Genomic DNA, 14,000 nt, shown 5'->3' with positions numbered 1-14,000 from the left:
AAACGACTGCTTTGACCACGGCTGGACCACGCAGCCACAGTGCATGCGGGGCATGCCCCATAGACCATGCTCGGGGCCGCTGACCTTCCTCAGATGTCCCCGCTGTCGGCCAGCATCCACGAGCGGTGAAGAAGGCGGTCCGATCAATGAGCGCGAGCGAAGACCCGGGCGAGGAGCGTCTTTCCGTCACCCCGCCCAAGACGTGGGCGACCGGCGTGCCCGGGGTCGCACACGCGATTCAGTACTCCCTGCAGCAGACTTCGCCGCGGCGTACCGCGCTGACGCTGCTGAACATCAACCAGGTCAAGGGCTTCGACTGCCCGGGATGCGCCTGGCCTGAGCCCGCCCCCGACCAGCGCCACCGCAACGAATACTGCGAGAACGGCGCCAAGCACATCAACGACGAGGCGACCTCCGCCCGCATCACCGCCGACTTCTTTAGCCGGCATCCCGTCTCCGAACTGGCGGGCAAGTCCGACTACTGGCTCAACCAGCAGGGCCGACTCACCGAACCCATGGTCAAACGGCCCGGGGCCGACCACTACGAACCGATCGGCTGGGACGAGGCGCTGGACCTGCTAGCCGACGAACTGCGCGCCCTGCACTCCCCGGACGAAGCCCTCTTCTACACCTCGGGCCGGCTCAACAACGAGGCGGCGTTCCTACTGCAGCTGTTCGCCCGGGCTTTCGGCACGAACAACCTGCCGGACTGCTCCAACCTGTGCCACGAATCCAGCGGCGCCGCTTTGAACGAGACGCTCGGCATCGGCAAGGGCAGCGTGAGTCTGCAGGACATCCACGACGCCGACCTGGTCTTCGTCGTGGGACAAAACCCCGGGACCAATCATCCGCGGATGCTGTCCTCGCTGGAGCAGACCAAGCGCAACGGCGGCCAAGTGGTCGCTGTCAACCCGCTCCCGGAGGCCGGACTGCTGCGGTTCAAGCACCCGCAAAAGCCCCGCGGGGTGATCGGGCGCGGAACCGCGATCGCCGACCAGTTCCTGCAGATCCGCCCCGGCGGCGACCTCGCCCTGTTTCAGGCACTGAACCTGCTGCTCCTGCAGGCCGAGGACCAGGCCCCGGGCACGGTCCTCGACCACACCTTCATCGACACCCACACCACCGGCTTCGACGCCTTCGCCCAGCACACCCGGACGGTGGCGTGGCCCGAGGTCCTGGACGCCACCGGCCTAACCCGCGCGGAGATCGAAAATGTCCACCAGCGCGTGCTGAACAGTAAGAAGATCATCGTGTGCTGGGCCATGGGCCTGACCCAGCACAAGCACGGTGTGCCGACCATCCGCGAGGTCGTCAACTTCCTGCTGCTGCGCGGCAACGTCGGCCGGCCCGGAGCGGGCGTGTGCCCGGTGCGCGGGCACAGCAACGTGCAGGGCGACCGCACCATGGGTATTTGGGAGCGGATGCCGCAGGCGTTCCTTGACGCCCTCGGGCGGGAGTTCGCCTTCACCCCGCCTGCCCACCACGGCCTGGACGCGGTGGACTCCATCCGCGCCATGCACGACGGGCGCGCCAAGGTGTTTCTCGGCGTGGCCGGCAACTTCGTCCGCGCCACCCCCGACAGCGATCTCACCGAAGAGGCCATGCGGCGCTGCCGGCTCACCGCCCACATCTCGACCAAACTCAACCGCTCCCACACCGTCTGCGGCGAGATCGCGCTGATCCTGCCCACCCTGGGCCGCAGTGACCTCGACATCCAGGCCGGTGGCGAGCAGTTCGTCACCGTCGAGGACTCCATGAGCGAGGTGCACGCCTCCCGCGGCCGCCTCGCCCCGGCCTCCCCGCACCTGCTCAGCGAGGTCGCCATCATCTGCCGCCTGGCCCGCCGCACCCTCGGCTCCCAGCCGCCCATCGCGTGGGAGGACTTCGAGGCCGACTACGGCACGATCCGGGACCGTATCGCCCGGGTGGTCGAGGGCTTTGAGGACTTCAACACCCGCGTCGCCCGCCCCGGCGGCTTCCGGCTGCCCAACCCGGTCAACGAGCGGTGCTTCCCGACCCCGAGCGGCAGGGCCGTCTTCACCTCCAACGCCTTCGCAATGCTTAAGGCGCCCGCGGGGCACCTCATCCTGCAGACGCTACGCTCGCACGACCAGTGGAACACCATCCCCTACGCCATGAACGACCGCTACCGCGGCATCCACAACGGCCGCCGGGTCGTCTTGGTGAACACCGCCGATCTGCAGGATCTGGGGCTTGCGGACCGCGACGAGGTCGACCTCGTCAGCGTCTGGCGCGAGGGCGTGGAGCGCCGCGCCCCGGGCTTTCGCGTGGTCGCCTACCCGACCCCTCCCGGTTCCGCCGCCGCCTACTATCCGGAGACCAACGTCCTGGTCCCGCTCGACAGCGTTGCTGACGTCAGCAACACCCCCACCTCCAAAGGCGTCGTCGTACGCCTGGAGCCGGCACGAGTGCGGGCGGCTGTTCGGGCGGGGTGACCCGCGGCGCCGGCTGGAAGCCACCGGGCGTGGCCAGATGGGCCTGTGTCCGGGCGGCGTGGCCGCGTACGACGCCGCAAGGCGCTGCACGGCGGCCATCCGCCCCAGGCCATCAGCCGGGTATCCCGGGCGGCGGCCGGCCCTGTCGGTGCACGCCGTGGCGGTGCCCGCGGCGCGCTGCCACGGCGTTCACCGACAGGTGAAGCAGGCGGCCGCGGGGGAGCACTCTGCCGATCTTGTGCCCATGCCCGTGGCCAGAGATCGTCATCGAGGCGGCGGCGTCCGTGGGGCAGATGCGGCGGGCTGTGCCGTGTGACGACGGGGGACCGACGCCCGCGATCAGCTCCGCACCCTGGCCGCTGCCTGCGGCAACCTCACCTTCGACGCCCTCAACTCCCTGCGTTCACAAAGTCGTTATCCGCAGCCCGGCCTCCGCGAACTCTGTGCTCGAGCACTTCGCGAACGCGGACGCGCTGTCGAAAGTCGAGCACCTCCACGTCCACCCGCCTCGCATACTGACGGCGCGAGTGCAGCAGGCACCGGCAGCTCACCTACGCGTCGCGCCAGGCATCGGTGACACAGATCGGCCTCGAAGTGCCACCTCCCGTCCGCCTGGCCGCGGGCGAGCAATGCCGTGATCCCACCGAGGTCCGCATCGGCCGGCACGGTGTAGGCGACCAACGGAAACTCCTCGCTGAAGACCTCGCCGCCCAGGCCGAACGGCGCCAGCCGCTCGTGCACGGCCTGAGCGCTGCGCCCCAGCGGGCCGGAGGGGACGGGCAGGATGCGGATGGTGCAGTTGTCCGACGCGACCCGTTCCTTCGCCCAGTGGACACCCTCGGTGTCCGTCACGAACCGCACGATCTCGCCCTCGGCCACCCCGTCCTGCAAGAACGGGGCGTTCTCCACCTTGGCCGTATCATCGCTCAGTCGCGCGGCCCACAGCTCCTCAGTGTCATAGGGAAGCCAGCCGTCACGCGGCACAAACCGGTACCACGCCTTGATCCGATTGCTTCCAGCAGCGGCGAGCCCGGCCGGGGTCATAGAGGTCACCGTCCAGATGATCGCGCAGCCACCTGCACGCCTCGACCGCCCCCGTTCCGGCGGTCCGCAAGCGGGGCTCCTACAGTTGGCTGTGGGTGACGGGTTCCCGGAAGGAGCCCGGGGTCTGTCCCATGACGCGGCGGAAGGAGTCGATGAAGGCGCTGGAGGTCGACCAGCCGCACTCGAGGGCCACCTGGCTCACCGATCCTCCTTCGGCGAGCCGGGTCATGGCGTGGAACAGGCGTGCGTGGGTGCGCCATTGGGGGTAGGTCTGTCCGAACTCGGACTTGAACAGCCGGGCCAGGGTCCGTTCGCCGGCGTGGGTCAGCCTGGCCAGCTGTGGCAGCGAGTACGCCTGCTCCAGGTTCGCCTGAACCAGTTGACATGCGGCTCGCAGGCGGGGGTCGCGGGGTGCGGGCAGCCGCAGTCCGGTGACCGGGGTCCGGCGTATCCGGTCGAAGAGCACGCGCCGCAGGTTGTCGGTCTCCTCGGAGGGCAGGCTCTCGTCGGTGACGGCCTTCAGTACCTCATGCACCAGCGCGTCGACGGCGATGACCTCCGGTGTCCTGGCTCCGCGGTCCAGCAGTCCGGGCCCGTCGGAGGTGAACAGGTGCAGCAGGGTGTCGCCGTAGGTGCGGTGCTCGTGCTCGATTCCGGCGGGGATGATCAGCGCCCGGCCCGGTGAGGCGACCCAGGTGCCGCGCGCGGTGTGGATGGCCATCAGGCCCGAGCTCACGTAGATGAGCTGGTACTCGTCGTGCCAGTGCAGCGCGATGTGGATGCCGGCGGGGTAGCGTTCCGTGCGCGCGCCGACGTGCGGGCGGTGCGGCTGCGGCGGCAGCGCATCGGTGTGCGGATGTGTCTCGCCCTTCACGGCTGTCACCGGCAGCCCTCCTCCCATCGCTCCAGGCCACCGTAAACGCCCTGGCAGAATTTCGATACTTGGTGACCGAACAGCAGAAGTTTTCGCGGGGGTGCGACTGCCAGGCTCGCAGGTATGAAGAAGAACGTTCACCCGGTGTCCCCGCCGGGGCCCGGCCTGTCGCAGACGCCCGGGCGCCCCGCCCGACACCCGCACACCGTGATCCTCACCCTCGCTCTGTTCCTGACCGGCTTCGGACTGCGCAGCGCTGTGGCCAGCGTCGGCGCCGTGCTTGGCGACATCCAGGACGCGCTGTCCGCCGGCACCACCGGAATCAGTTTCCTCACGACGCTGCCCGTGCTGTGCTTCGCCGCCGCCGGGATCGCCGTGCCGGTCCTGGCCCGCAAACTGGGACTGCACCGGTCGCTGCTCATCGCCCTGGCGGTGTCGGTGATCGGCCTGCTGTCGCGGGCGGTGACGTCGAGCTTCGCCGTCTTCCTCGTGCTGTCGACGCTGGCGCTCGCCGGTGCCGCGGTGGCCAACGTGCTGCTGCCGTCGCTGGTGAAGACGCACTTTCCCGACCGTGTCGGCCCCAAGACGTCCGTCTACGTCGTCGCCCTGAGCCTGGGCACCATGGCCTCGGCCGGGCTGACGGAGCCGATCGCGAGCTTCTTCTCGACTTGGCGCTGGGGCCTGGCGGCCTGGGCCGTGCTGCCAGTGGTGGCCGCGATCCCGTGGATGCTGGCCCGGCCGCAGCGCACCGCCTCCGCTGCGGCGGCCGCCCCGGAGGCATCCGGCACCCGCCCGGCGCTGCGTGACCTGATCAAGAGCAGGACCGTGCTGGCCCTCACCCTCTTCTTCGCATCGCTGTCCGCCCTGGCCTACATCGCCTTCGGCTGGTTCGCCCTGTACCTGAGCGATCTCGGGATCGCCAGCCACGTCGCCGGCACGATGGTCGCCGTCCTCGCCGGAGTCAGCATGCCGGTCTCGGTGATCATCGCCCGTATCAATCCGCGCCACTACCGGCTGGTCGTCATCGTCCTCGGCTGCTGCTTCACCGCGTCTCTGGCCGGACTGGCGCTGGCGCCGACGTCCGGGACCTGGCTGTGGATGATCCTGTTCGGGATCGGCAACGGACTGTTCTCGCTGAGCCTGGCCTTCATCGGGATGCGCGCCCGGACACCGGAGACCACCGCGGCCACCTCCGGGGTGGTGCAGGGCATCGGCTACCTGTTCGCCGGTGCCGGCCCCATCCTGTTCGGTCTGCTCAACGCGTGGACCGGCGGATGGTCGGGCTCCCTGGTGCTCCTCTTCGTTCTGGTCGGCCTCACCGTGGTGAGCGGCATCGCCGCCTCACGCCCCCGGTTCATCGACGACGACCTGCCCATGGCGCCCGAGCCGGCGGGACAGCAGGACGTAGCAGGCATCTCCTGACGCGCACCTCCCCGAGGGACACCGTGCCTCCGGTACACCGGGGCCACCCGCCCCTCGTGCGGGCCGCTGACCTGGAACAACCACGGGCCGGACGGTGACGTCCGGCCGCAGCACAGCTCGGAGACACACCATGGCCTGGGACAGGTTCGTAGGCACCTTCCTCAGCAAGACAGAGCTCACCAAGGGCATCTTCCGGGTCGAGTTCGCCATCACGGCAGACCGCCCCGGCTACGGCTACGCGCCCGCCACACCCGGCGACGAGTCGGTCGGCCTGTACTTTGCCGAGGAAGGCCACCTGCTCGACACCCACCCCTCCCACGCACCGCACGCGCACGGCGGCTGGGAGGTGAGCGAGGACAGCCGCAGCATCGGCCGGCGCAACTTCACCGTCCGCTCCTTCGACCCCGACACACGTGTCATGGCGATCGATGTCGCCCGGCACGGAGCCGGGCCCGCGATCGAGTGGTTCGACGCCGCGCAGCCGGGATGGCGGCTGCTGATGGCCGGACCGCGCTGCTGGCACCGCCCGCCCGGGGCGGCGACGGACCACTACTACCTGCTCGCCGACCTCGCCGGGCTGCCGGCGCTGGCCCGCATCCTCGCGGCGACCGCGCCGCACATCCGCGTGACAGCGCTGGCCGAGGTACTGGATCCTAGCGATCTCGAGTACCTGCCGGCCCACCCCCGCCTGGAACTTCTCCCGCTCGTCGGCTCGGGCAACGGGGTGGCAGACAGCCGCCTCCTGGACGGCCTCGCCGCGCTGCCGCCCCCTGCCCCGGCGTCCTACCAATGGGTGGCTGCCGAAGCCGGGCAGGTGCGCGCCGTGAAAACGTATCTGCGCGCCTGCGGCCTCGACAGGAAGAACTGCGTGGCCCTCGGCTACTGGAACGCCACCGAGCATTAGCCGGCCGCCCGCCCGCGCGGAGTTGGCGATCACGGGTACCGCGACACGCGGCAGCGCCGGTCAGCCGGGTTCAGCCGGGCGGGGCGGCGGCCGCACGGTCCGCCGCGCGCATCGTGGTCCGGTAGGCGCCGGGGGTCTGTCCCGCGGTGCGGGTGAAGGCGTTGACGAAGGCGCTGGTGGTGGCCCAGCCGCAGTCCCGGCCCGCCTCGGTGACGGTGGCCCCCTCGGCGAGTTTGATCATGGCGTGGAAGACGCGGACGGTGGTGCGCCACTGGGGGTACGTCATGCCGAACTCGGTGCGGAACAGGCGGGTGAGGGTGCGTTCGCTGGCGCCGCAGTGCCGGGCCAGCCAGGTCACCGTCCGCGGCTGGGTCAGGTCGTCCTCGGCCAGCGTGCAGGCATGGGCGAGCCGGGCATCCTGCGGGGCGGGCAGGACGAGCGGCTGGATGTGGGAGCGGCGCAGCCGGTCGCGGATGACGGCCTGGATGCGGCCAGCCTCCTCGACGGGCAGGCCGGGTTCACTGCAGGCGATGAGGAGTTCCCGCAGGAAGGGGCCGACGGTGACCATGGTGGGTGCGTCGCAGGTCAGTGGCGGGTCGTCGGTGGCGAAGCCGAAGGTGTGGACGCGGCTGGCGCCGTAGACCCGGTGCTGGTGCCAGGTGCCGGCAGGCACCCACATGGCACGGGCGCTGGAGATCACCCAGGCCGCTTCCTGGGTGCGGACCGCGAAGACGCCGGAGCTGACGTAGATCAGCTGGTGGAAGAGGTGCCGGTGCCGTTCGATGGTGTGGCCGGCGGGGTGGTGGTCCCACGTGCTGCTGGCTTCCGCCGAAACCGGGTGGCTGTTTGAAGACATCTGCTCGCACTTTACCGGGGACCGCCACCCGCTGCCGCGTGGTGCTGGGTGGCGCATCCGGCCACTGTCCGCGCTTGGCGGGCCTAGCCGGTGGCCGTTTTTCGACACCGGACGGCCAGTTTAGGGAAGCCTAACCTTAATGCCGGTTGGCAGGGTGTTGCTCATGAGCACAGCACCACCCACGCGCCCGGCCGAGACACGGGATCACCCGGGGCCCGGACCGCACCGCGTGGCCAGGAAGGTTTTCGGCGCGGCCATGGACACCCGCCCGCTGGCCGTGCCCGCCTACCGCCGTTTGCTGGCGGGACAGGGCCTGTCGTACATCGGGACCGCGATCACGACTGTCGCGGTGCCGCTGGAGGTGTATCACCTCACGCAGTCCTCCCTCTACGTCGGCCTGACCGGCCTGGTGGGCCTGGTCCCGCTGGTGATCTTCGGCCTGTACGGCGGCGCCGTCGCCGACCGTGTCGACCGGCGCCGCCTGTACCTCGCTGCATCCGCCGTGACCTGGCTGGTCACGGCCGGCCTGTTCGCGCAGGCTCTGCTGGAGGCCGGCTCCGTGGGCCTGCTGCTGGTGCTCGTCGCCGCGCAGAGTGCGGCGTTCGCGGTGTCATCCGCGGCGCGCGGGGCCATCATCCCGCGGGTGGTGCCCGGCGAACTCGTCTCGGCCGCCAACACCCTCAGCCAGACCGCCGGAAACCTGGGCCAGGTCGCGGGCCCGCTCGTCGCCGGTGCGCTGGTGGCGCTGCCGCACGGCTACGCCGTCTGCTACGGGCTGGACGCGCTGCTGTTCGCCGCCCTGCTCTACGCCGCCGTCCGGCTCCCCCCGATCACAGTGCAGGGAGACATCTCCACGAGCAGCGGGGCCCGCATGGTGTGGGAGGGGCTGCGCTTCATCGCCTCCCACCCGGTGCTGTGGATGTCCTTCGCCCTGGACATCGCCGCGATGGTGCTGGCCATGCCGACCGCCCTGTTCCCCGAGGCCGCCGCCACCCGCTTCCACGGCGGGGCCGGCCTGCTCTACTCCGCCATCGCCATCGGGGCCATCGCCGCCGCCGTCTTCAGCGGTTGGATCGGCAAGGTCCGCCGCCAGGGGGTGGCTCTGACCGGCGCGGTGGCCGTGTGGGCGATCGCCGTCGCCGCGGCCGGCCTGACCCGCACCCTGTGGATCACGGTCGCCCTGCTGATGTGCGCGGGCGCCGCCGACCTGGTCAGCGCCGTCTACCGGCAAACCATGCTGCAGACCTACGCCCCCGACGAGATGCGCGGTCGGATGCAGGGCGTGTTCACCGTGGTCGTCGCCGGCGGCCCGCGCCTGGGAGATCTGCGGGCCGGCGCCATGGCCTCCGGCGCCGGCCTGACCCTCGCCTGGTCCGGCGCGGCCCTGGTGTGCCTCGTCCTGGTCGTCGTGGCAGCGCTCACCGTGCGCGCGTTCTGGAACTACACCACCCCCGCCCCGCCCCGCACCGGCGCCCTCCAGCCCGCCACCGACTAGCACCCCACCCCACCGCCGGTGCCTCAACCTCGAGCGCCCCGGGGTCCCTTCCGCCTGCCCAACGCCGCCGTGACACGGGGCCTTTGAGTACACGAGGCAGTCTTCCATGACACATGACCACCCAGCACCGCATCGCCGAGCCGGCACTGCGATGCATGCCGATCAGATGAGCGTGTCCTACGACCGGCGCAAGGTGTTGCACCAGGCCGCTCTGACCCTGCGGCCGGGGAAGGTCACCGCCCTGGTCGGCCCCAACGGCAGCGGCAAGTCCACCCTGCTGCGTGCCCTGGCCCGCCTGGAGCCCGTACACGCAGGGGCCCGCATCACCCTCACCCCGGCAGACGGCCGGCCCGCCGACGCCCTCGCCCTGCCCCAGCGCGCCTTCGCCCGGCAGGTGGCGCTGATGCCGCAGATGCGGCCCGTCCCCTCCGGCCTGGACGTACGCAGCGTCGTCGAACTCGGACGCCACCCCTACCGGGGACCCTTCGGAGGGCGCGATGCGCAGGCGGCCCACGCCGTGCAGCGGGCCCTGGAACTCACCGGCATTGCCGACCTCGCCGACCGGGCCGCTGACCAGCTCTCCGGCGGCCAACTGCAACGCGTGTGGCTGGCCTCCTGCCTCGCCCAGGACACCGACGTGCTCCTGCTGGACGAACCCACCACCTACCTCGACCTGCGCTACCAGGTCCAACTCCTGGACTGCATCCGGGAGCTGGCCGACGAGCACAACATCAGCGTCGGCGTCGTCCTGCACGACCTGGACCAGGCGGCCGCCGTGGCCGACGAGATCGCGCTGCTGTGCGACGGACGCCTGCGCGCCACCGGCCCCCCGCACACCGTGCTGACCTCCCAGCAGCTGACCGAGGTCTACGGCATCCGCATCGAAACCTCCACCGACCCGCTCACCGGCCACCTGCGCACCCGCGCCGTCGGCCGCCACCACCTGCGCCACGAAAGGGCCGACACCACCCGATGAACAAGATCCTCACCCTGGGCGCGGCCGCCCTCGCCTCCGCCCTGCTGCTGTCCGGCTGCGGCACCACCCAGCCCGCCACCGACGCCGCCGACCGGCCGGGGAGCAAGGTCACGCTGACCGACGCCACCGGGCACCGCATCACCCTCGACCACCCTGCAACCAAGGTCATCGCCACCGAGTGGATGCCGGTCGAGGACCTGGTGACGCTCGGCATCAACCCCGTGGGCATCTCCGACATCAAGGGCTACACCCGGTGGAACCACTCCGCGCCGCTGCGCACCAAGCCCGCCGACATCGGCACCCGCGGCGAGCCGAGCATGGACACCATCGCCCGCCTGTCTCCCGACCTCATCGTCGCCACCCAGACCCTGTCCAGCGCGGCCGTCGAGCAGATGCGCGCCATCGCCCCGGTCCTGGTGCTCCAGGACGGCGATCGCAGCGACCAGGTCGGCCGCATGATGACCAACCTCGACCTGCTGGCGAAGGCCACCGGAACCGCCGAGAAGGCGACGAAGGCGAAGAAGGACTTCGACGCCCAGGTGGCCAAGAGCCGTCAGGCTATCGCCGACGCCGGGCTGCAGGGCACCAAGGTGGCCAACGCCGACGGCTACAAGACCTCCAACCAGATCAGCATCCGGGCCTTCACCAGCGGCTCCCAGGTAGGCGCCATCAATGAGCTGATCGGGCTCAAGAGCGCTTGGACGCTCACGGCGAAGGAGAACAGCGGACTGGTCACCACCGACGTCGAGGCCCTCACCCGGCTCGGTGACGTCCCCTTCCTCTACATCCCCTGGGCGGGCAAGGAAAACGACCTGTTCAAGCAGCAGATGACCCACAACGCGCTGTGGAAGTCCATGCCCTTCGTCAAGCACGACAAGGTGCACCGGCTGGACGACACCATCTGGCAGTTCGGCGGCCCCCGCTCGATGGGCCGCTACGCCCAGGCGGTCGCCCAGGCCCTGACCGCATGAGCGTGCAGACGGCCAAGCGGGCCGAGGTCCCTGCGGCCGCCTCTGCCCCGGCCCGCTCTCGCCTCCGTGCGGCCTCGGTCCTTGTCACCGCCCTGACCGGTGTGGTCGCCGCGCTGGCCGTCATCAACATGTGCCAGGGCACCGCCGAGGTCGGCGGTGCCCTGGTGTGGGACGCACTCACCGGCGACGCCGGCCGCACCGTCACCTCCGTCGTCTTCAGCTCCCGCCTGCCAAGGGCGCTGGCCGGGATCCTGGTCGGCTTCTGCCTCGGCGCGGCCGGCGCGGCCCTGCAGCGGGTCAGCCGTAACGTCCTGGTGTCCCCGGACACCCTGGCCGTCTCCAACGGCGCCTACTTGGCGGTCACGCTCACCACGATCACCGGCCTGTCGCTGCCGTTCATCGCATCCACGGCCGTGGGCCTGGCCGGCGGCCTCGCCGCGGCCGTCCTCGTGTTGGCTCTTGCCGGACGCCGCGCATCTCCGGTACGGCTGGTCCTGGCCGGCAGCGCGCTCGCGATGGGCCTGGGCTCGGTCATCTACGCGCTGCTGCTCTTCTACCCCAAACAGGCCCAGGGCCTGTACCAGTGGGGGCAGGGCAGCATCAGCCAGGACGGCTTCCCCGGGCTGAGCCAGACGCTGCCGCTGGCCCTGATCGGCCTGATCGGTCTCATCGCTCTGGCGCACCGGCTCGATGCCCTGGCGCTGGGGGACGACGCTGCCAGAGCGGTCGGTGTCCCCGTCACCAGCACCCGCATCCTGGTGGTGGCACTGGCCTGCCTGCTGGCCGCGGTCTCCGTCACCCTGGCCGGACCCATCGGCTTCGTGGGGCTGGGCGCCCCGGCCGTAGTCCGTTTCCTGGCCCGCACCAGCACGTCGCTGGTCAAGGCCCGGCTGGGCATCCCCGTGGCCGGGCTGACCGGCGCGGCTCTCGTACTCGGCTCGGATGTGGCACTGCGCGCCCTGCTGCCCGCCGACACCGCCGTCACCGTGCCCACCGGCACCATCACCAGCCTGATCGGCGGCGCCGCGCTGATCACCGTGGCGCTGTCGCGGCGCAACACCCTGCGCTCGACCACCAGCACCGAACGGCTGCGCCTGGTCAGCCGCCGCAGGTTCACCGTGATCACCGCGGGCACCCTGGCCGCCCTCGTGGCCATCACCGCGGCGGCCGTCCTGCTGGGCGACGCCACCCTGCTGGGCGGCGACGTCGTCAACTTCGCCCGCCACCAAGCCCCGCCGGGCATCACGTTCATCCTGAACACCCGCATCCCGCGGGTTCTGGCAGCCCTGCTGGCCGGGGCGGCGCTGGCGCTGTCCGGCACCCTGGTGCAGGCCGCCACCCGCAACCCGCTCGCCGAACCCGGTGTCCTGGGCATCTCCGGCGGCGCGTCCCTGGGAGCCGTCTCCCTCCTGACGATCCTGCCCGCGGCCAGCGGATGGACGCTCTCCGGCGCCGCCTTCGCCGGGGCGGTGGCCGCCGCCCTCCTGGTCTTCGGCCTCACCGCACGCAGCGGCTTCGCCGAGAACCGGCTGGTCCTGGTCGGCATAGGCACCAGCACCGTGACCGGGGCGCTGGTCGGGCTGGTCATCACGCTGACCGACCCGGCCAACGCGGTCAAGGCACTGACCTGGCTGTCAGGATCGACCTACGGCCGCACCCTGGCCGACACCCTGCCCGTCGCGGTCATGCTCGGTGTCGGGGCGGTGTTCGCGCTGTGCATGCACTCCTCGATCGACCTGATCGCGCTCGACCAGGACACCCCCCGCCTGCTGGGCGTGCGCCTGACCCGTCAGCGCCTGGCCCTGCTGGCGGTGGCAGCGCTGCTGAGCGCGGTCGCCGTCGCCGCGGCCGGCACCATCGTCTTCGTCGGGCTCGTCGCACCGCATGCGGCACGCGCCCTGGTCGGGCGCCGGCACCTGCGGGTCATCCCGACCGCAATCCTGCTGGGGGCCTGCCTGGTCGCCCTGGCCGACCTGGTCGGACGCTGGGCCATCGCCCCCGGTCAGCTCGGAGCGGGCATCACCACCGCCCTGATCGGCGCCCCCTACTTCCTCTATCTGCTCATCCGGAGCAGGACCTGACGGCGCGAGAGGAGCGCCGGGCACCGCGGCCGCGATACGCCAGGGCCGTGCCGCCAGCACGGCAGCCCGCGGTACGGCAGCCTGCGGGGCGCCGGCTCACTGCGGGCGACCGGGCTGTGCCGGCGCTGCGGAGACCAGGGGAGCGAGGTGGGCGCGGGCCAGCTGCTGGGCGCGCCCGCTGTCGCGTTCCTGGATGGCCTCGACGATGGCAGCGTGCTGGTCGACGAAAGCACCGAAGTCCTCCGGCGCGGTCGTCTCGCGTACCGAGCGCTCCGCCCCGTCGTGGATGGCCTGGTAGAAGTGGGCCAGGATGGTGTTGCCGGCCGCCTGCACGATCGTGCGGTGGAACCGGGTGGACAGCTGGGTCAGCTCCTCGCCGTCCTGGCGCGCCAGCGCCGCCCGCGAGGCCGCGATGATCTCCTCCAGCACGGAGATGTCGCCGGGTGCGGCCCGCACGGCCGCCAGCGCGGTGGCCTCGCTCTCGATGGCCAGCCGGACCTCCAGCACCGTGGTCAGGTCCTCGCCGCCGACGTAGCGGGTCAGCACGGCGTCGAGTTCGGTGGTGGCGCGCACGAAGGTGCCGCTGCCCTGCACGGTCTCCAGCACCCCGACGTGCACCAGCGCCTGGACGGCCTGCCGGAAGGTGATCCGGCTGACGCCGTACTCGGTGGACAGCTCCGCCTCCGTGGGCAGTTTCGCGCCCACCGGCCACCGGCCGGCCTGGATGTTGCGCTGCAGGATGTCGATCAGCTGGCCGACCAGGGCCGAGCGCTTGGGCGCCTCGCTGGCGTGCGTCATGTGCGTTGTCCTCCGCGTCGCATCCGCGCGTCGTTGTGAGGCGGATCTGTCGCCTCCCACCGGATTGGGTTGCCCTTTAGTCTACTCGCGCTGCATAATAGGGTTGCTCTTTTACTCTTTAGC

The 14,000-nt window shown here is 71.1% G+C and carries 10 protein-coding genes and 1 pseudogene; 7 read left to right on the top strand and 4 right to left on the bottom strand.

Features of this window, described 5'->3' with window-relative positions; all coding sequences use genetic code 11:
* The first annotated feature begins 146 nt into the window (after positions 1-146).
* Positions 147-2,456, top strand: coding sequence for an FdhF/YdeP family oxidoreductase (locus tag ACGF3J_RS36395; RefSeq protein ID WP_393855790.1), 2,310 nt, complete (start codon positions 147-149; stop codon positions 2,454-2,456).
* Between the two features lie 551 nt (positions 2,457-3,007).
* On the opposite strand, the pseudogene ACGF3J_RS36390 reads toward ACGF3J_RS36395, so the two are convergent.
* Together ACGF3J_RS36390 and ACGF3J_RS36385 are read right to left on the bottom strand one after the other, a co-directional pair.
* A pseudogene (locus ACGF3J_RS36390) lies at positions 3,008-3,500 on the bottom strand (DUF4265 domain-containing protein).
* 79 nt (positions 3,501-3,579) lie between these two features.
* Positions 3,580-4,383 (bottom strand): helix-turn-helix domain-containing protein, encoded by an 804-nt coding sequence (locus ACGF3J_RS36385; RefSeq protein ID WP_393855789.1) that lies wholly within the window; start codon positions 4,381-4,383, stop codon positions 3,580-3,582.
* A gap of 114 nt (positions 4,384-4,497) precedes the next feature.
* Between ACGF3J_RS36385 and ACGF3J_RS36380 the strand changes: the two genes are divergently transcribed.
* Positions 4,498-5,796 (top strand): CynX/NimT family MFS transporter, encoded by a 1,299-nt coding sequence (locus ACGF3J_RS36380; protein ID WP_393855788.1) that lies wholly within the window; start codon positions 4,498-4,500, stop codon positions 5,794-5,796.
* Positions 5,797-5,926: 130 nt separating this feature from the next.
* Positions 5,927-6,700 carry a siderophore-interacting protein gene (locus ACGF3J_RS36375; RefSeq protein WP_393855787.1) on the top strand — a complete coding sequence of 258 codons (774 nt, stop codon included), beginning with the start codon at positions 5,927-5,929 and terminating at the stop codon, positions 6,698-6,700.
* A gap of 70 nt (positions 6,701-6,770) precedes the next feature.
* Here the strand turns inward: ACGF3J_RS36375 and ACGF3J_RS36370 are convergent, their stop codons facing one another.
* A complete protein-coding gene (locus ACGF3J_RS36370; RefSeq protein WP_393855786.1) occupies positions 6,771-7,556 on the bottom strand; it encodes an AraC family transcriptional regulator in 786 nt (261 codons plus the stop codon).
* A gap of 229 nt (positions 7,557-7,785) precedes the next feature.
* Between ACGF3J_RS36370 and ACGF3J_RS36365 the strand changes: the two genes are divergently transcribed.
* The 4 genes from ACGF3J_RS36365 to ACGF3J_RS36350 all read left to right on the top strand — a co-directional run bounded on the left by ACGF3J_RS36365 (position 7,786) and on the right by ACGF3J_RS36350 (position 13,079).
* On the top strand, positions 7,786-9,051 hold the full coding sequence (locus ACGF3J_RS36365; RefSeq protein WP_393855785.1) for an MFS transporter: 1,266 nt from the start codon (positions 7,786-7,788) through the stop codon (positions 9,049-9,051).
* A 166-nt stretch (positions 9,052-9,217) separates the two neighbouring features.
* Positions 9,218-10,027 carry an ABC transporter ATP-binding protein gene (locus tag ACGF3J_RS36360; protein ID WP_393855784.1) on the top strand — a complete coding sequence of 270 codons (810 nt, stop codon included), beginning with the start codon at positions 9,218-9,220 and terminating at the stop codon, positions 10,025-10,027.
* Entirely contained in the window at positions 10,024-10,998 is a 975-nt protein-coding gene (locus tag ACGF3J_RS36355; RefSeq protein ID WP_393855783.1) for an ABC transporter substrate-binding protein, read from the top strand. The genes ACGF3J_RS36360 and ACGF3J_RS36355 overlap by 4 nt, the downstream gene beginning before the upstream one ends.
* On the top strand, positions 10,995-13,079 hold the full coding sequence (locus tag ACGF3J_RS36350) for an iron ABC transporter permease (RefSeq protein WP_393855782.1): 2,085 nt from the start codon (positions 10,995-10,997) through the stop codon (positions 13,077-13,079). Before ACGF3J_RS36355 ends, ACGF3J_RS36350 begins: the two co-directional genes overlap by 4 nt.
* Before the next feature lie 96 nt (positions 13,080-13,175).
* Here ACGF3J_RS36350 and ACGF3J_RS36345 read toward each other — a convergent pair whose 3' ends face one another.
* Positions 13,176-13,877: a FadR/GntR family transcriptional regulator gene (locus tag ACGF3J_RS36345; RefSeq protein WP_393855781.1), complete on the bottom strand. Its 702-nt coding sequence runs from the start codon at positions 13,875-13,877 to the stop codon at positions 13,176-13,178.
* Positions 13,878-14,000: the final 123 nt, after the last annotated feature.

The sequence above is a fragment of the Streptomyces sp. NPDC048171 genome (assembly GCF_043202655.1).
In the GTDB taxonomy this organism is placed as follows: Bacteria; Actinomycetota; Actinomycetes; order Streptomycetales; family Streptomycetaceae; genus Streptomyces.
This window is presented reverse-complemented; position numbering and strand designations above follow the sequence as displayed.